The 16,575-nt window shown below is 72.3% G+C and carries 13 protein-coding genes and 2 tRNA genes; 8 read left to right on the plus strand and 7 right to left on the minus strand.

From position 1 onward, the window contains the following. Window positions 1–102: 102 nt before the first annotated feature. Window positions 103–666: a SigE family RNA polymerase sigma factor gene (locus tag ACIBCK_RS31510; RefSeq protein WP_399395772.1), complete on the plus strand. Its 564-nt coding sequence runs from the start codon at window positions 103–105 to the stop codon at window positions 664–666. Between the two features lie 176 nt (window positions 667–842). After that, window positions 843–2,492 (plus strand): long-chain fatty acid--CoA ligase, encoded by a 1,650-nt coding sequence (locus tag ACIBCK_RS31515; RefSeq protein WP_399395773.1) that lies wholly within the window; start codon window positions 843–845, stop codon window positions 2,490–2,492. 60 nt (window positions 2,493–2,552) lie between these two features. Here ACIBCK_RS31515 and ACIBCK_RS31520 read toward each other — a convergent pair whose 3' ends face one another. Both ACIBCK_RS31520 and ACIBCK_RS31525 read right to left on the minus strand, forming a co-directional pair. Beyond that, window positions 2,553–7,265 carry a PAS domain-containing protein gene (locus ACIBCK_RS31520; RefSeq protein WP_399395775.1) on the minus strand — a complete coding sequence of 1,571 codons (4,713 nt, stop codon included), beginning with the start codon at window positions 7,263–7,265 and terminating at the stop codon, window positions 2,553–2,555. A gap of 409 nt (window positions 7,266–7,674) precedes the next feature. Further along, window positions 7,675–8,118 carry an SSI family serine proteinase inhibitor gene (locus tag ACIBCK_RS31525; protein WP_399395777.1) on the minus strand — a complete coding sequence of 148 codons (444 nt, stop codon included), beginning with the start codon at window positions 8,116–8,118 and terminating at the stop codon, window positions 7,675–7,677. Between the two features lie 229 nt (window positions 8,119–8,347). On the opposite strand from ACIBCK_RS31525, the gene ACIBCK_RS31530 reads away from it, so the two are divergent. The 4 genes from ACIBCK_RS31530 (at window position 8,348) to ACIBCK_RS31545 (ending at window position 10,482) form a co-directional block, all read left to right on the plus strand. Then, a tRNA-Ser gene (locus ACIBCK_RS31530) sits at window positions 8,348–8,438 on the plus strand. A gap of 192 nt (window positions 8,439–8,630) precedes the next feature. Beyond that, window positions 8,631–8,703, plus strand: a tRNA-Arg gene (locus ACIBCK_RS31535). Between the two features lie 233 nt (window positions 8,704–8,936). Continuing rightward, entirely contained in the window at window positions 8,937–9,635 is a 699-nt protein-coding gene (locus tag ACIBCK_RS31540; RefSeq protein WP_399395779.1) for an ANTAR domain-containing protein, read from the plus strand. Between the two features lie 55 nt (window positions 9,636–9,690). Continuing rightward, window positions 9,691–10,482, plus strand: coding sequence for an ANTAR domain-containing protein (locus tag ACIBCK_RS31545; RefSeq protein ID WP_399395780.1), 792 nt, complete (start codon window positions 9,691–9,693; stop codon window positions 10,480–10,482). A gap of 57 nt (window positions 10,483–10,539) precedes the next feature. Here ACIBCK_RS31545 and ACIBCK_RS31550 read toward each other — a convergent pair whose 3' ends face one another. Together ACIBCK_RS31550 and sigJ are read right to left on the minus strand one after the other, a co-directional pair. Further along, on the minus strand, window positions 10,540–11,775 hold the full coding sequence (locus tag ACIBCK_RS31550; protein ID WP_399395782.1) for an NAD(P)/FAD-dependent oxidoreductase: 1,236 nt from the start codon (window positions 11,773–11,775) through the stop codon (window positions 10,540–10,542). Window positions 11,776–11,900: 125 nt separating this feature from the next. Continuing rightward, window positions 11,901–12,845, minus strand: coding sequence for an RNA polymerase sigma factor SigJ (gene sigJ, locus ACIBCK_RS31555; RefSeq protein WP_399395784.1), 945 nt, complete (start codon window positions 12,843–12,845; stop codon window positions 11,901–11,903). A gap of 477 nt (window positions 12,846–13,322) precedes the next feature. On the opposite strand from sigJ, the gene ACIBCK_RS31560 reads away from it, so the two are divergent. Next, window positions 13,323–14,180, plus strand: coding sequence for a DUF2797 domain-containing protein (locus ACIBCK_RS31560; RefSeq protein WP_399395786.1), 858 nt, complete (start codon window positions 13,323–13,325; stop codon window positions 14,178–14,180). Between the two features lie 242 nt (window positions 14,181–14,422). Here ACIBCK_RS31560 and ACIBCK_RS31565 read toward each other — a convergent pair whose 3' ends face one another. The 3 genes from ACIBCK_RS31565 to ACIBCK_RS31575 all read right to left on the minus strand — a co-directional run bounded on the left by ACIBCK_RS31565 (window position 14,423) and on the right by ACIBCK_RS31575 (window position 15,403). Beyond that, a complete protein-coding gene (locus ACIBCK_RS31565; RefSeq protein ID WP_399395787.1) occupies window positions 14,423–14,710 on the minus strand; it encodes a hypothetical protein in 288 nt (95 codons plus the stop codon). A gap of 115 nt (window positions 14,711–14,825) precedes the next feature. Beyond that, the gene (locus tag ACIBCK_RS31570) at window positions 14,826–15,110 is read right to left on the minus strand and encodes a hypothetical protein (protein WP_399395789.1); all 285 of its coding nucleotides are present in this window, start codon (window positions 15,108–15,110) and stop codon (window positions 14,826–14,828) included. Next, window positions 15,110–15,403 (minus strand): hypothetical protein, encoded by a 294-nt coding sequence (locus tag ACIBCK_RS31575; RefSeq protein WP_399395790.1) that lies wholly within the window; start codon window positions 15,401–15,403, stop codon window positions 15,110–15,112. The genes ACIBCK_RS31570 and ACIBCK_RS31575 overlap by 1 nt, the downstream gene beginning before the upstream one ends. A 166-nt stretch (window positions 15,404–15,569) precedes the next feature. Here ACIBCK_RS31575 and ACIBCK_RS31580 point away from each other — a divergent pair, with 166 nt between their 5' ends. After that, a complete protein-coding gene (locus tag ACIBCK_RS31580) occupies window positions 15,570–16,049 on the plus strand; it encodes a GntR family transcriptional regulator (protein WP_399395965.1) in 480 nt (159 codons plus the stop codon). Window positions 16,050–16,575 lie beyond the last annotated feature (526 nt).

Genomic DNA, 16,575 nt, shown 5'->3' on the forward strand with positions numbered 1-16,575 from the left:
TTCAGGAGGTGGGGCTACCACCCCGCGTACAACCTGAGGCGGACACCGCTTCGGGACCTGCGGCCGATCCGCAGAAGTAGGGGGCGCTTCTAGCGTGGAGCCATGACCGTATCCATGGTGCCCATGTGCACCAGCGCATCGAAGGCCGCGACGCGGACAGCGGGTTCTTCGGCGTATCCGTCGTTCGCGTCGTACGTCCGGGCGCGTCAGCCCGTGTTGCTGCGCACCGCGCGCTCGCTGACCGCCAACCCCTGCGATGCCGAGGATCTGCTGCAGACCGCCCTCACCAAGACCTATGTCGCCTGGGACCGGATTCAGGACCATCGGGCGCTCGACGGCTATGTGCGACGGGCCCTGCTGAACACCCGGACCTCGCAGTGGCGCAAGCGCAAGGTCGACGAGTTCGCGTGCGACGAGCTGCCCGAGCCCGAGGTGACGCCGGTCGCGGACCCGGCCGAGCAGCAGGTGCTCAGGGACGCGATGTGGCGCGCGATCATGAAGCTGCCCGCGCGGCAGCGGGCGATGGTCGTCCTGCGGTACTACGAGGATCTCAGCGAGGCCCAGACGGCCGAGGTGCTCGGGGTCTCCATCGGCACCGTCAAGAGCGCGGTGTCGCGCGCGCTCGGCAAGCTGCGCGAGGACCCGGAGCTCACGCCGGTCCGGTAGCCCCTCTGCCCACCCCGCCCCGCCCCCGGCCGGCGCCGGGGCTCCGCTGGACCTTTCTTCTCCCGACCTAGTGACATACCGTGCGGTATGCGGCAAGAATCTGGCGAGCCCTACTGCCAGGTAGGTCATTCGGGAGCCGCCCCGGATGAATGCCGCGCGCCCACCGGGAGGACGCCGTGCTGAGCACGATGCAGGACGTACCACTGACCGTCACCCGCATCCTCCGGCACGGGACGACCGTGCACGGGTCGTCGCAGGTCACCACATGGACCGGTGAGGCCGCCCCGCAGCGCCGCAGCTTCCGTGAGATCGGCGAACGCTCCGCCCAGCTGGCACACGCCCTGCGCGATGACCTCGGGGTCGACGGCGACGAGCGCGTGGCCACCTTCATGTGGAACAACGCCGAACACGTCGAGGCCTACTTCGCGGTCCCCTGCATGGGCGCCGTGCTGCACACCCTCAACCTCCGGCTGCCCGCCGACCAGTTGACCTGGATCGTGAACCACGCGGCCGACCGCGTCATCGTCGTCAACGGCTCCCTCATCCCCCTGCTCGCGCCCCTGCTTCCGCAGCTGCCGACCGTCGAGCACCTGGTGGTCTCGGGCCCCGGCGACCGTTCGCCGCTGGCCGGGGTCCAGGCCCGGGTGCACGAGTACGAGGACCTGATCGGCGCCAAGCCCACGACGTACGACTGGCCGGATCTCGACGAGCGCACGGCCGCCGCCATGTGCTACACCTCCGGCACCACCGGTGACCCCAAGGGCGTCGTCTACTCTCACCGTTCCATCTACCTGCACTCCATGCAGGTCAACATGAGCGAGTCCATGGGCCTGACGGACGCGGACACCTCGCTCGTGGTCGTCCCGCAGTTCCACGTCAACGCCTGGGGCCTGCCGCACGCCACGTTCATGACGGGCGTGAACATGCTGATGCCGGACCGCTTCCTGCAGCCCGCACCGCTCGCCGAGATGATCGAGACGGAGCGGCCCACGCACGCGGCCGCCGTCCCCACCATCTGGCAGGGACTGCTCGCCGAGCTCTCCGCGAAGCCGCGTGACGTCAGTTCGCTCGGCCAGGTCACCATCGGCGGCTCGGCCTGCCCGCCCTCGCTGATGGAGGCCTTCGACAAGCTGGGCATGCGCGTCTGCCACGCCTGGGGCATGACGGAGACCTCCCCGCTCGGCACGGTCGCCCGTCCGCCGGCCAAGTCCCTCGGCACCGACGACGAGTTCGCCTACCGCCTCACCCAGGGCCGCTTCCCCACCGGCGTCGAGGCCCGCCTGGTCGGCCCCGGCGGCGAGCATCTGCCGTGGGACGGCGAGTCAGCGGGCGAGCTGGAGGTGCGCGGGCCGTGGATCGCGGGGGCGTACTACGGCGGCGCGGGTGGTGAAGAGCTCAAGCCCGAGGACAAGTTCAGCGCGGACGGCTGGCTGAAGACCGGCGACGTCGGCGTGATCAGCTCCGACGGCTTCCTGACGCTCACCGACCGCGCGAAGGACGTCATCAAGTCGGGCGGCGAGTGGATCTCCAGCGTCGAGCTGGAGAACGCGATCATGGCCCACCCGGACGTCGCCGAGGCGGCGGTCGTCGCCGTCCCCGACGAGAAGTGGGGCGAACGCCCGCTCGCCACCGTCGTGTTGAAGGAGGGCGCGAGCCTCGACTACGCCGCCCTGCGCGACTTCCTCACGGGCACCATCGCCAAGTGGCAGCTGCCCGAGCGCTGGGCGATCGTGCCCGCCGTGCCCAAGACGAGCGTCGGCAAGTTCGACAAGAAGGTGCTGCGCAGGCAGTACGCGGACGGGGAGCTGGACGTCACGAAGCTCTGATGGCAAACGAGTTGCGCCACTCCCTCCGGAGGGAGCGGCGCAACTCGCATGTCCGGAGGGCTAGTTCGTGCCGATCTTCGCCAGCAGGTCCACGATGCGGCCCTGCACCTCGGTGCTCGTCGACCGCTCCGCGAGGAACAGCACCGTCTCCCCCGCCGCGAGGCGCGGCAGCTCCGTCTGGTCGACGGCGGCGGTGTAGACGACGAGCGGGGTGCGGTTCAACTGGCCGTTCGCGCGCAGCCAGTCGATGATCCCGGCCCTGCGCCGCCGTACCTGCATCAGGTCCATCACCACCAGGTTCGGCCGCATCTGCGCCGCGAGCGTCACCGCGTCCGCGTCGCTCTCGGCCCGCGCCACCTGCATGCCACGCCGTTCCAGCGTCGCGGTCAGGGCGAGCGCGATCTCCTCGTGCTCCTCGATGAGCAGGACGCGCGGCGGGTGCTGCTCGCTGTCGCGGGGCGCGAGCGCCTTCAGGAGTACGGCGGGGTCGGCGCCGTACGCCGCCTCGCGCGTCGCCTGCCCGAGTCCCGCCGTGACGAGTACGGGGACCTCGGCGGCCACGGCGGCCGTGCGCAGCGACTGCAGCGCCGTACGCGTGATCGGTCCGGTCAGCGGGTCGACGAACAGGGCCGCGGGGAACGCGGCGATCTGGGCGTCGACCTCTTCGCGGGAGTTCACGGTGACGGGACGGTAGCCGCGGTCGCTCAGCGCCTGCTGGGTGGTGACGTCGGGCGCGGGCCAGACGAGCAGGCGGCGCGGATTGTCCAGCGGCTCGGGCGGCAGTTCGTCGTCCATGGGCTGCGGCTGGGGCCGGTTGGCGACCTCGACCGCGCCGCCGGGACCGTCCAGCGGCTCCGGGCCCTCGTCGGCGTCCTCGTCCGGTGCGCCTATCGCGTACGAGCGGCCGGCGCCCTCCGTGGAGGACCCGATGCGGGACTGCGGGTGTCCCTGCGCCTGGGGGTGCGGGCGTGCGGCGGCCTCGGGGCGGTCGTCGCCCGTGGGGGCGGGGGGAGTGGACAGCCTGCGGCGACGTCCCGAGCCTCCGACGGAGCCGCCGAGAGAGCCGCCGGGGGAACCGCCGAGTGTGTGGGACTGCGACTGACCCGGAGCCGCGGGCTGCGCAGGCGCCTGCTCCGGGAGCGGTCCAGCGGTGGGCCGCTGCGGAGCGTCCGGGGTGGGCGCGGAGGGCTGGGGCTTGGCGGGCGGCGTTTGGGCCTGTGACTGCGGGGCCTGCGGCTGTGGGGCCTGGGGGGCCTGCGATGCCGTCGCCGGGTTCTGGCCGTGCTGCTGCCCGAGCCGGCGCTGCTTCTGCTGCTCGGCGATCTGCTGGCCGAACGGCACGCCCTGCCCGAGCGTGCGCACGCTGATCGCGCGCCCCTGCGTCGAGTTGGGGTCACCGGGCGCGGCCTCGGCGGGCAGCGGCTGCGCGGCCCGCCCCTGGGCCCCGCGCTCGGGCGGCAGCGCGACGCCCCTGCCGGGCGTGTGGACGCCGCGCGCCGGAGTGCCTTCGGCGTACGTGGTGGGCTGCGAGGGAACACCGGCGGCAGGGCCCTCCTGCGCCTCCCCCGCCGCACCAGCGGCTGCGGGCGCTCCCGGCGCGGCGGGCGCCCCCGAAGCTGCGGGACCGCCTGGCGCGGCGGGCGCCCCCGGAGCGGTGGCCGCCTGACCCGGAGCCTGCCCCGGCCCAAACGCCTGCCCAGGCCCTGACGCCTGCCCCTGGCCTGCCGCCTGGCTCTGCGCCTGGCCGGGCAGTTGGCTCTGGCCTGCCGCCTGGCTCTGCGCCTGGCCCGGCAGTTGGCTCTGGCCTGCCGCCTGGCTCTGCGCCTGGCCGGGCAGTTGGCTCTGGCCTGCCGCCTGGCTCTGCGCCTGCCCCGGCAGTTGGCCCTGGCCCGCCGCCTGGCCCTGCCCCTGGCCCGGCAGTTGGCCCAAGCCCAACGCCTGGCCCTGCCCCTGACCCGGCACTTGGCCCGGCCCCTGACCCGGCCCCGGCACTTGCCCCTGTCCAGAGACCAGCCCCTGCCCCCCACGCGACCGGCGGCGCCCCGTCGGCGCGTCGGCGGGGTGGGGCTGGGGCGGGGTGTGGTCCTCGGACGGGTGGTGCAGAGCCGCTTCGTGCTGCCCCGTGTCGTCCTGGTCCGCGGACGCGGGCGGCAGTGCGAAGACGCGCCCGCTGGGAGCCTCCTCGGCAGCGGCCCGCTCCTTGGCGGCGGCCAGCGCACGGCGACGCCGTCCCGTCGGACGTGGCGAGGCCTCGCCCGCCTCACCGGCGGCAGCACCCGACCCGGCGACAGCCACAGCCGTCCCGACCCCGGAGCCCCCGGCGGCAGCACCCTCCTGCCCGCCACCGCCCGAAGGCAGAGCGGGCGGCAACGCCAACTGCTCGTCGTTCCGTCGAGCCCGCTGCCCGGCAGCGGCAGGAGCCACCGCCCCCGCGGGAACCGGCACGCCCTGCGGCGGCACCGTCTCCCCCAGCGCCGCCGACCCGGCCGCATGCTCGGCAGCAGTCACCACGGAACCCACGGAGCCCACAGAGCCCACAGGGCCCAAGGAACCTACGGAGCTTGCCAGGCCCTCCGCAGGGCTCGGCCGCCCACGCCGCCGCCCCGTACCACCGGAAGCCCGTGACGGTGAAGAATCCTCGCCCCCCGCAGACGCCCCCGAAGCAGGCTGCGCCCCGGCCCCGGCCCCGGCCGCCGCCTCGGCAGCGGCCCGCGCCTCCGCGGCCCTTGCCTCCGCGGCCTGCGCCGCATCGGCCTCAGCCGCCCGCCGCCCGCGCCGTCGCCCCGTACCGCTGGGTGAGGTGTCGGCGGGAGCGTCCTCATTACCGGCAGCGCCCCCTGAAGTCCCGTCGTCGGGAGCCGAACTCTCCAAGAACGAGTCGACCGAGGGCCCCGCGGCCCGCCGGGCCCGCCGCCGACCGCCGGCCGTGGCGGGCGAAGCCTGCGCGGGCACCACGACCGAAGAGCCGACGGAGCCGACGGAGCCGACTGAGCCGACGGAGGGGACTGAGCCGACAGAGCCGGCCGGCGCTTCGGCGGCCCCGGGAGCCGCCCCGCCCCCCGCACCGATCGGCACTTCAAGAACGTACGCACTGCCGCTCATCCCCGGCACCTCATGCGTCTGCAGCACTCCGCCGTGCGCCCGCACGATGCCCCGGACGATCGGTTCGTGCACCGGGTCTCCCCCGGCGTACGGACCCCGCACCTCGATGCGGACGACTTCGCCGCGCTGGGCCGCGGCCACGACGACGGTCGAATCCACGTACCCACCGGCGGCGGCCATGGCCGAAGGGCCCGTACCGGCACGCGCGTTGCCCGTGGCGTCGATGCCCGCCACGTCGGCGACCAGGTGGGCGAGCGCCGTGGCGAGCCGCCCCGGGTCCACCTCGACCTCGATCGGCGGCGCGTGCACGGCGAACTGCGCGCGTCCGGGCCCGATCAGCTCGACCGCGCCCTCGACACCGCTCGCGACGACGGCGTCCAGCATGACCTTCACGCACGACAGCTGATCCGCACCCGAGTCGAGGAGCTGGAAGCCCAGCACGTTGTCGACGAGCGTGGTGATGCGTGCGTAACCGGCGGAAAGGTGGTGAAGGACCTGATTCGCCTCGGGCCACAACTGCCCGGCGTCATCGGCGGCGAGAGCCGACAGCTCGCGCCGCAGCTCGTCGAGCGGACCCCGCAGCGACGAACCGAGCACGGCGAGCAGCTGCTCGTGCCGCGCGGCCAGCGCGTCGTACCGCTCCTTCTCGCGCTCGGAAAGTTCCTCGAACCGGTCCTTCTCGCGCTCCGCGAGCGCCGCGTACCGCTCCTGCTCGGCGGCGATCTCCTCCGCGCGCTGCTCGGCGGCGGCAGCCAGCTCCGCCGCGTGCCGCTCGGTGGCGGCCCGCAGCTCCTCCGTGCGCCGCTCCGTGGCGGCCTTCATCTCCTCCGCGTGCGCCGCGATCGCGGCCTCGTGCTCCTCGGCCAGCGCGTCGTAGGGCCGCCGGTCGGTGAACGTCATGACCGCGCCGACGAGCTGGTCCCCGTCCCGGACCGGCGCCGTCGTCAGGTCGACCGCGACCCGGTCGCCGCTCTTGGACCACAGGACCTGCCCGCGCACCCGGTGCTTGCGCCCGGAGCGGAGTGTGTCCGCGAGCGGGGACTCCTCGTAGGGGAAGGGCTCGCCGTCGGCGCGCGAGTGGAGCACCAGGTTGTGCAGCTCCTGGCCGCCGAGGTCGCTGGCCCGGAAGCCCAGTATCTGCGCGGCAGCCGGGTTGACGAGGACGACGCGTCCCTCGGTGTCCGTCCCGACGACGCCTTCGGCGGCGGCGCGCAGGATCATCTCGGTCTGCCGCTGGGAGCGCGCGAGTTCGGCCTCGGTGTCCACGGCGCCCGAAAGGTCGCGTACGACGAGCATGAGCAACTCGTCACCGGTGTAGCCGTAATTGTCGTACGCGTCCCGGATGTCCTCGAGGTTCGAGCTCGTGACCTCGACGGGGAACTCGCTGCCGTCCGTGCGGCGCGCGACCATCCGCGTGGGCTTGGTGCGCCCGCGCTCGTCGATGGATTCGGGCCTGCGCATCGATCCGGGAATGAGCCGGGAGTCGAACTCCGGCAACAGATCGAGGAGCCCACGTCCCACGAGGGCGGTGCCCGGCGCCTCGAACGCCTCCAGCGCGATCGCGTTCGCGTTCACGACGGTGCCGTTCGCGTTCACGAGGACCAACGCGTCCGGCAGCGCGTCGAGTATGGCTGCGAGGCGAGCAGCGCCTCGGGATGGCCTGCTGCTCACGACGACGCTTCCTCCCTGGTTACTGCTGCTTGCCGACTCGCCCAGGCCATCTTGCCCCGCGGCCCGCGGCGTGTCACGAGAGGGAGTCTACGGGGCGTGGTTGTGCGCGCGATGCCGGATGAGAGGGAGGTCGCACGCAGAAGATGTGAGGCTTCCGTACCGCCTGGTCACGAGCAGGTGGCGGCCGACCGGATACGACCATGGCCGGAAAACACCCGGAAGTGGCCGAAACGGATCGCCCGGAGCCGAGCACTGGAAAGGTCCGGAGCCAAGCACTGGAGTCGTCCGGCGCCATGCCCCGGAATCATCAGGCGCCAAGCGCCGGAATCGTCCGGAGCCATGCCCCGGAGTCGTCCGGAGCCAAGCACCGGAGGAATCATCCGAAGCCACGCCCCGGCATCGTCCGCAATCAGGAACGGGTCTCGGGCAGCACCGGGACGAGCTTGTTCCAGCGGGAGATCTCGCAGCCGTTGCTCCGGTTGTACGACGCGTCGACGGGCCGGCCGTGCCACGTTCCGGTGATGTGCGCCGTGGCGGGACCGCCGTACTGCATGGTGCAGTTCGCGTCGGCGGGCGTGGGTGCGAACGTGTCCCGGCCCCAAATGCCCTCGTCGAGCCGCGCGCACGCGTCCTGCGCCTGCGGATGCGTGCCGCCCGCCGGGTGACACTCCAGCTCGAACGTCCCGTCCAGGCCGTGCCCGGCGTCGGTGACCTTCACGGTGAGCCGGTCGGGGGTCGACTCGGTCACCGGCGTCGGCAGGGGAAGGGGACCCATGTCGGCGTGGGCGACGACGGGCGCGACGGACAGCGCGGCGACGGACGCGGCGGCGGTGAGGACGAGACGGCGCAGCATGACGGGCTCCACTGGGTGCGGGAACCGGCCGGGGCGTCCGGCCGGGTACGCGAGACACGTACGGCTCTGTCGCGTCTAACGCCGTTGACGCCGTGACGTTGCGGGCGCGGAAAGACGCTTTGCTCTGCGGGCCGCCCGACTAGTACCGTGGAAGCCGCGATTGGTGACACGCCGCCCGGCTGTGTCATCATCTGCACGCACCCCTCGCGTTCGCGCAGGTGTGCAAGCTGGAGGCGTCGCCTAGTCCGGTCTATGGCGCCGCACTGCTAATGCGGTTTGGGACTTAAATCCCATCGAGGGTTCAAATCCCTCCGCCTCCGCTGCATGATCCCGAAGCCCCGGTCCACTGGACCGGGGCTTCGGGCGTTTCGCCGCCTAGAAGCGTGTTTCCGCAGGTCGCAAGCGGTGTGGCAAACGGATTTCACATGGCGGCGGCGGTCATGTAATGTTCTTCCTGTCGCCGCGAGCGGGCCGAAAGGCCGGGGAGCGAAGGCAAACAAAAGAAAAAACAAGCACTCGTAGCTTAACGGATAGAGCATCTGACTACGGATCAGAAGGTTGCAGGTTCGAATCCTGCCGAGTGCACAGCAGACCAGAGGCCCCGTGGAGAGATCCACGGGGCCTCTGGCGTTTGGCCTGGTGTTTGGCCTCGCGGTTTCGTGGCCCGGTGGGGGTTGTTCGGTCGGAAGGCGGGGCGCGTCGCCGGGGGTGGAGAGTAGCCTCTCCGATACGGAACGTGGCCGTCTTTCGAGAGCTGTCCGTCTTCGGGGCGAGAGCTGTCCGTCTTCGGGGGCGGGGGCTCGGCGATGGAGTACCGGGTGTCTGTGAAGGAATTGCTCGTCGGTCTTGCGAGGGCCGTGGAGCCTGGGGAGCACCGTGTGTGGGCGGTGCGGTGTGCGCGAGCCCTCGGGTTGGACGGGGTCGCCGTCTCCCTGCGATGGGGGGCGGAGCTGGTCTGGTTCAGCGACGAGATCAGCGCGCGGCTGGAAGATGTCCAGTTCACCTTGGGGCAGGGTCCCGGGGTGACGGCGGACTTCAGTGAGGTGCCCCGTCAGGTGCCGGACATCGGCGCGTACGCGAGTGAGCGGTGGCCGCAGTTCGCCGCCGAGGCCCAGGCCATGGGCGTGGCCGCGGTGTTCGTCTGGCCGGTCAGGACGGGAGCGGCGCGGTTCGGGTCGCTGACCGGCTATCGCAAGGGGCCGGGGCCGCTGACCTCGGGGCAGGCGGCGGACGGGCTGCGCGTGGCCGACGCGCTGGCAGGACGTCTGCTGGCCTGGCAACCGGGCGAGGAGACCTTCCAGGATGGCCACGATGGGTCCGGTGGCGTCGATGGGTCCGGTGGCGCCGGCGTGGTCGATCTGCACTGGGCCGAAGTGCATCAGGCCACGGGCGTGCTCAGCTTTCAGCTCGGTGTGCCGGCGGAGGAGGCGCTGGTCCGCATGCGGGCCCAGGCCTTCGCATCCGGTCGCCCCCTGACCGAAGCCGCCCGCGAAATCCTCCGGGACCTGCCATCGTGAACCTGCCGTTAGGCGCCGCCCCTTGGAGGGTGCCTTCGCGCCGAGGAGTTGAGGCATGAGCCGAGAACGCAAGATCGCCGAGACCTTTGTAGAACTGGCCGACACCCTGGTCGCGGACTTCGACGTCATCGACTTCCTCCAGCAACTGACCGTCCGCTGCTGCGACATCTTCGCCGTGGCCGACGCGGCGGTCCTGCTCGCCTACCCGGGCCCGCAGCTCTACAGCCCCGCCCCCTGCGACCCCAGCCCCGCCCTGCTCAGGGTGCTCGAGCTGGCGCTGACCGGCGGCCCGGCCCTGGACGCCTACGAAGACTCCGCCGCCGTCAGCCCCGGTGATCTCTCCCAACCGCAGGTCAGCTGGCAGGATTTCAGCAGGCTGGCCCGCGAGGCCGGTTACACCTACGCCAGTGCCGTCCCCATGCGACTGCGCGAGGAGACCATCGGCAGCCTGCTGCTCCTGCGCGGCACGGACAGTCCGCTGCCGGCCGACGACCTCGCCATGGCCCAGGCCTTCGCCGACGCGGCCACCATCGGCCTGCTCCACGCCCGTTCCCTGCGACACACCGAAACCGTCAACGAACAGCTCAGCGCCGCCCTGCACAGCCGCATCATCATCGAGCAGGCCAAAGGCTTCCTCGCCGCCCAGCGCAACATCCCCGTGGGGGATGCCTTCACCGCCATGCGCAGTCACGCCCGCCACCATCGCCTCCTGCTCACCGACGTCGCGCGCCATGTCGTCGCCATCGGCAGCCTCCCCGAGCCACCGCCACCACCGTCACCGTCGCCGCGGCCCGCGTCCCCTCTCCGACGCCCTGCCGCGGGTGCGGCGAAGGCGCGCGACGAGTAGGGCTGCGGACGCGGGCGGGCGGGGCGGAAGGGTAGGCCAGACGGACGGCCGGATGGGTCAGGCCGAGGCCTCGACCGTCGCCTCGTCCGTCGGAGCCGTCCGCGCCCGGGTGACGGTCTCCGGCTCCCGTACGACGGGGCGGGGCCTGGCCGGCATTCCGAGCAGCGGGTGGGTGACGCCCCAGGCCGCGCCCTTGCAGACCAGTTCCTTGTAGACGGCGGCGAAGCGTCCGGTCAGGGCCGCCTTGACCGAGCGGTCGTCGGCGGTGACGTACTGGATCAGGCCGTTCTTGCGGCCGAGCGAGATGCACTGGTTGAAGTAGCGCATCGGCGTCTTCGGGATCTTTCCGCCGGTCAGGCGGGCCGCGATGGCGTCGGCGGCCTGCCAGGCCATGGGGGTGCCGGTGGCGCACGACATCCGCAGCGGCTTGTCGCCGGGGCCCATCGCCATGGCCGCGTCGCCGACCGCGTACACGTCCGGGTGCGAGACCGAGCGCATGGTCCTGTCGACCACGATCTGGCCGGTGTCGGTGACTTCCAGGCCGGTGGCCTCCGCGATCGGGTGGACCGCGAAGCCGGTGGTCCACAGGGTGACCGCGGCCGGGATGGACGTGCCGTCGGCGGTGGTGACGTGGTCGGCCCGTACGCCGGTGACGGCGGTCTGCTCGTGCGCGGTGATGCCGAGCCCGGCGAAGACCTGCCGCACGTGACCGCGGCCCTTGGGCGAGAGCCAGTCGCCGAGTCCGCCGCGGGCGGCCAGGGCGACGTCGAGGTCCGGGCGGGCCTCGGCGATCTCGGTCGCGGCCTCCAGGCCGGTGAGGCCGCCGCCGACGACGACCACGGTCTCCCCGGCGCCCAGGCCGGCCAGGCGCTCGCGCAGCCGGAGCGCTCCGGGGCGGCTCGCGATCTCGTGGGCGTGCTCGGCGGTGCCGGGGACGCCCTGGGCGTTCCAGCCGCTGCCGAGGGCGTACACCAGGGTGTCGTACGCCAATTCCTCGGCGGCCTGCGTGCCGTTGACGGGAGCGACGGAGACGGTCTTGCGGTCGACGTCGACCGCGGTGACCTTGGCGAGCTTCAGTTCGACGCCGGTGTCCGCGAACATCTCGCTGAAGGGCCGGGGCGTGAGGTCCTGGCCGGCCGTCAGCTGGTGCATCCGGATGCGCTCGACGAAGTCGGGCTCGGGGTTGACGAGGGTGATGGCGACGTCCTCGCGGCGCAGCCGCTTGGCGAGGCGCCCGGCGGCGATGGCTCCGGTGTATCCGGCTCCGATGACGACGATGCGGTGCTGCTGCATTTTCCTGCTCCTGTCATCAGCTCTTCAGCGGGTTTCGCCTCTTGAACCGGACAGCCCGGTGATTCCTGACAGGTGCGTGGTGTGAAGCAGCTCACACCCTTGAAGGGTGTGTGGGCGGGGGTGTGTCAGAAGGCCTTGAGCAGGGGGTCCCCGTGGTCCGTCGCTCCCCACTGCTGGGTCGCACGTTCGAGCTTGTCGGGGTTGACCTGGTTGCGGAACGCGACGATGCCTTCGGCGGTGATCTCCAGGCACATGACGCCGACGACCCGGCCCTCGACGGCCACCACCAGGGCGGGGCCGCCGTTCGCGGTCGCGGCCCACACGTCGGGGGAGCCGCCGACGTACGCGCGCTTGGCCTCGCTGGGCCTGAACAGGCCCCGCATGAACTTCGCGACCGCGACAGCGCCCTCGAACGCCTTGGCGCGCGCGGGGACCTTGCCGCCGCCGTCGCCGATGGAGATGGCGTCCTGCGTGAGCAGCCGCACGAGCGGCTCGGTCCTGCCGCTGGTGGCGGCCGCGAGGAACTCCTCGACGATCCGCTGGGCCGTGGCCTCGTCGATCTCTGTGCGGGCCTTGCCGTCCGCGACGTGCTTCTTGGCGCGGTGGAAGATCTGCTGGCCCGAGGCTTCGGTGATGTCGAGCATCTCGGCGATCTCCCGGTGGGAGTAACCGAAGGCCTCCCGCAGCACGTACACCACCCGCTCGTTGGGCGAGAGGCGCTCCATGAGGGTGAGGACGGCGTACGAGACGGATTCGCGCTGCTCGGCGGTGTCGGCGGGGCCGAGCATCGGGTCCCCGGCGAGCAGGGGCTCGGGCAGCCACTGGCCCACGTAGGTCTCGCGGCGGGCGCGGGCCGAAGTGAGCTGGTTGAGGCAGAGGTTGGTGAGGACCTTCGTCAGCCAGGCCTCGGGGACTTCGATGCGGTCGATGTCGGCGGCCTGCCAGCGCAGGAAGGTGTCCTGCACGGCGTCCTCGGAGTCGCTCGCGGAGCCGAGGAGGCGGTAGGCGATGGCCTCCAGGCGCGGCCTGGCAGCTTCGAACCGATCGACGTCGTTCATGGTCAGAGCCATGCTTCGGATCCTAGCTCGGAGGCTGCTTCCGGGGGTGGTCGTTGTCGCGGGGGCGTTGCCGCGGGGCGTCTGGCGGCGGGGGCGCCTGGCGGTGGGGGCGCCTGGCATGAGCAACGGCCAGGCAGGTCCCGCTTGTTGGAGGTACCGCGGCTCTGCGGCGCAGGTCGGGCGGCAGGCAGGCAGAGCCGCGCCGACGCCGATGGCGGTACCCGCGATGCACTCATCGGCATCACGAGCAACCCCGGGCCGCTCACTGCGAGGCGGTACGCGGCGCTCTGGTGGTTGGTGCGCGGTGCGCGGTGCGCGGTGCGTGCTCGGGGCTCGTGGCTCGCGGCGGTCGCTGATCGCTGACGCGACGAGGGTGGCGACGGCGCCGAGCACGGCGCCGAGCACGGCACTGCGACGCCGGTCGGCCGGGGCCGCGGAGTCGTGACGGTGTCGGTCGGTTCGGGGGCCGGGCTGGGTGAGACTGGACCCATGGAGTGGCGTATCGCGGGGTTGAGCTGGGCGGATGCGGAGCGGCCCGCTCTCGTGTGGGAGCGGGGGGACGTCAGCCCGCTGGTCGTGGGGCGGCGGCTCGGGTTCCGGGCCGTCGGGCGGCGGGAGTGCGTGGGGGCGCGGGGCAATCCCTGTCCGGTGGCCGCTGCCGTGCCGGAGCGGGGGACGCAGGCCCGGTGCGCCGAGTGCGCGCGGCTGGACCGTGCGCACTCCGTGGCCGCCGACACCATCGCCGACGATCCCCGGACCTACCGCGTCTACCTCGCGTGGTTCGGGGCGGGCCTGGTGAAGGTGGGCATCACCCGCGAGGAACGGGGGCCCGCCCGCCTCCTCGAACAGGGGGCCGTGGCCTACGTCTGGCTGGGGCGGGGCCCCTTGATGGCCGCGCGGCGGGCCGAGGAACTGCTGCGGGTCGCACTCGGGGTGCCGGACCGGATCTCGTACGCGAGGAAGCGGACCGTCAGGGCGGCGCTGCCGGGGGCGGAGGAGCGACGGCGTGAGCTGGAGCGGACGCATGGCTTCGCCCTCGGGCTCGAAGGCTGGCCCGAGTCGCTGGAGCGGCTGGCCATGGGGGTCGTGGACCACGGGGAGACGTTCGGCCTCGAACGCCTCGCGGGCAACGGCGGCTTCGCGGTCACCGAGCTCGTGGACGGCGGGGTGGTGCGGGGGGATCTGGTGGCGGTGGCCGGGCCCGACATCTGCCTGGCCGACACCGGCCGCCTCATCGTGCTGGACAGCAGGCTGCTGCGGGGGTGGCGGCTGGAGGGGGCGAAGGGGGAGGGGCGTACGACTGTTCCCGTACGGGAGGTTCCTGTGGCCCAGGGGGGTCTTTTCTGAGTGGGGCGCGGGCGGCGGAGGGCGTGGGCGTGGGCGAGGCTACGGGGCGTCGGTGGTGGCCAGGGGGTTGGCTCAGGTGCCCAAGTCGTGGGGGTCTTCCGCCACTGCTCGCCGGTCCTGACCGTCGGCCCGCCCCTCGAACTGCCGCCGTAGACGCCCGAGTTACGGTCCGTACTCGCCCATCGGCAGCTACGGCCCCACGAACTCCCCACTCCACGTCCGAGCTGCGAGTCGAACTCGCCTCAGCCGAGGCCGCGGTGGGCGGACCACAGGGTTCCGGCGCGGCCGGCCGCCTCGGCGATCAGCGCCGCCAGTTCTGGTTTGTCGGGTACCGGGAACGACACGTACCCGCCCCTGCCGCCGGCGACCGGCCGGCCGTACGCCTTCGCGGCGAGGTGGCCGTCCGGGAGAAGTCGGATGGTGACCGTGGTCAGTTGGAACTCCTCGTCACGGCGCGTGTCCGTCCAGCGGAGCGCCTCCGGGATCGAGACGTTGATCGCCAGAGCACTCACTTCCAGGTCGTTGCTCATGGACGGATGCTCTCACGCGGGGCGCTCGGGCGGCCGGTCAAGTCGACTGCAGGAAAATCCCACTCGTCCGCCGCTTTTCGCGTGCGTTCGTGGGACTTTCCTGCATCGGAGCTGCTCAGCGCAGCCTGAGCCCTCTGCTCTCCGCCACCCGCAGCGCGTCCTGCAGCGCTTCGGCCAACCGCTCGGCCAGGTAACGGAGTTCGCCCTCGGGAGCGTCGGCGAGCATGCCGCGTGCGTACGTGAGCAGCTCGCCGCCCATGCCGAGTTGAACGGACTCCATGGTGTCGGCCACCCGGGACACGGGGCCCGTGGCGTCGCCGATCAGGTAGCAGGGCTTGCCCTCGGGGCCGGGCCAGGGAAGTAGGCGAGCAGGGCTGAAGAGGTCGTCGTCCGCAGTCATCAGGCGACCTCCATGCCGTGGATCCAGTACGGGCCCGGGGTGTCCAACCCGAAGGTGGCCAGGACCAGTTCGCGGCGGCGGCTGTGCTGTTCGTGGGCGGTGAGGTAGGGGCGTACGAGGCGGGTCGCCTCACCGGCCAGGGGGAGCAGGGCGTCGAGGCCGTAGCGGCTGCGGGGGGCTGCTGGTTCGGGGTTCGGTTGCGCCGGCGGTGCGGGGGTGGTTGCCGTGGGCGCGGGGTGGGGGTTCAGGAGGAGTCTCACCCAGGCGGTGAGGCGGCGGATAAGGTCGGGCATGTCGTCAGCTCCGATGTAGCTGGTGGCCGTGCCCCCGGGCGGTTGCTGCCGTCGCGGGGGTCTTTGCTTCCGTCACGGTATCGAAGGTTCACCGAGCATGCTAGGGGTAACTGAACAATCCCCTGAGTCGCACTGGAGTGCATGGCATGCCCATCATGGTGCGGTGATGGAATTCGCCCCAGACAAGGCTCGCTGGCGCCAAGTGGCCGAGGTGATCCAAAACCGGATTGCGGACGGCACGTATCCCCCGCGCAGCCGTGTGCCGTCCGTCGTCCAACTCATTGCCGAGTTCGGCATCGCCCATGCGACCGCGCACAAAGCGCTCACGGGCCTACGCGCAAAAGGGCTGACCTACACCGAGCCGGGTCTCGGCTCTTTCGTCTCCCCTGCTTCCCGGTCAGAGGGACTCGCTGAGAGCGAGGACACCCAGCCTGTCTGGCGCCAGGTCGCCGCAGCCATCACCGCGCGTATCACCGACGGCAGCTATCCCGTGGGGGCGCGGGTGCCGTCCACAATGGAACTGTCCGCCGAGTTCGAGATCGCGACATCCACGGCTCAGAAGGTGCTTGCCCACCTCAAGAACGAGGGGCTCGTGCGTGCCGAGGTCGGCCTCGGCTCGTTCGTCGCCGAGCGGCCCGAGCAGTAGCTCAGGGCCCGGCGGCTACGCGAAACCGTGGCGATATCCCAGGCCCCGGCAGCAGCCCAGTCCCGGCGGGTAGCCCAGCTCCGGCGTGAGCCCAGCCCTGGCGGGCAGCCCAGCTCCGGCTGGGGAAGCCCGACTCCGGTAGCAGCCCGACCCTGGCGGGTAGCCCAGCCCCGGCGGGAGCCCGACTCCGGTAGCAACCCAGCCCTGGCGGGTAGTCCAGCTCCGGCGGGAGCCCAACTCCGGTAGTAGTCCAGCTCTGGCGGGCAGTCCAGCCCAGGCGGAGCAGCCCAGCTCCGGCTGGGGAGCCCGACTCCGGTAGCAGCCCGACCCTGGCGGGTAGCCCAGCCCCGGCGGGAGCCCGACTCCGGTAGCAGCCCAGCCCTGGCGGGTAGTCCAGCCCCGGCAGGGAGCCCAGCTCCGGCGTGAGCCCAGCCCTGGCGGGCAGCCCAGCCCCGGCAGGGAGCCCAACTCCGGTAGCAGCCCAGCCCCAGCGGAGAAGCCGAGCCCCAGCGGATCAGCCGAGCGC

Origin of the sequence: Streptomyces sp. NPDC051218 (genome assembly GCF_044455475.1) — a bacterium.
Lineage (GTDB): Bacteria > Actinomycetota > Actinomycetes > Streptomycetales > Streptomycetaceae > Streptomyces.

Excerpts from the sequence above, each read along its gene's own strand:
- ACIBCK_RS31560 (WP_399395786.1), top strand. The coding sequence starts at position 13,323 with ATGGAGTGGCGTATCGCGGGGTTGAGCTGGGCGGATGCGGAGCGGCCC.
- ACIBCK_RS31580 (WP_399395965.1), top strand. The coding sequence starts at position 15,570 with ATGGAATTCGCCCCAGACAAGGCTCGCTGGCGCCAAGTGGCCGAGGTG.
- ACIBCK_RS31550 (WP_399395782.1), bottom strand. The coding sequence starts at position 11,775 with ATGCAGCAGCACCGCATCGTCGTCATCGGAGCCGGATACACCGGAGCC.
- ACIBCK_RS31565 (WP_399395787.1), bottom strand. The coding sequence starts at position 14,710 with ATGAGCAACGACCTGGAAGTGAGTGCTCTGGCGATCAACGTCTCGATC.
- ACIBCK_RS31545 (WP_399395780.1), top strand. The coding sequence starts at position 9,691 with ATGAGCCGAGAACGCAAGATCGCCGAGACCTTTGTAGAACTGGCCGAC.
- ACIBCK_RS31575 (WP_399395790.1), bottom strand. The coding sequence starts at position 15,403 with ATGCCCGACCTTATCCGCCGCCTCACCGCCTGGGTGAGACTCCTCCTG.
- ACIBCK_RS31525 (WP_399395777.1), bottom strand. The coding sequence starts at position 8,118 with ATGCTGCGCCGTCTCGTCCTCACCGCCGCCGCGTCCGTCGCCGCGCTG.
- ACIBCK_RS31510 (WP_399395772.1), top strand. The coding sequence starts at position 103 with ATGACCGTATCCATGGTGCCCATGTGCACCAGCGCATCGAAGGCCGCG.
- sigJ (WP_399395784.1), bottom strand. The coding sequence starts at position 12,845 with ATGGCTCTGACCATGAACGACGTCGATCGGTTCGAAGCTGCCAGGCCG.
- ACIBCK_RS31570 (WP_399395789.1), bottom strand. The coding sequence starts at position 15,110 with ATGACTGCGGACGACGACCTCTTCAGCCCTGCTCGCCTACTTCCCTGG.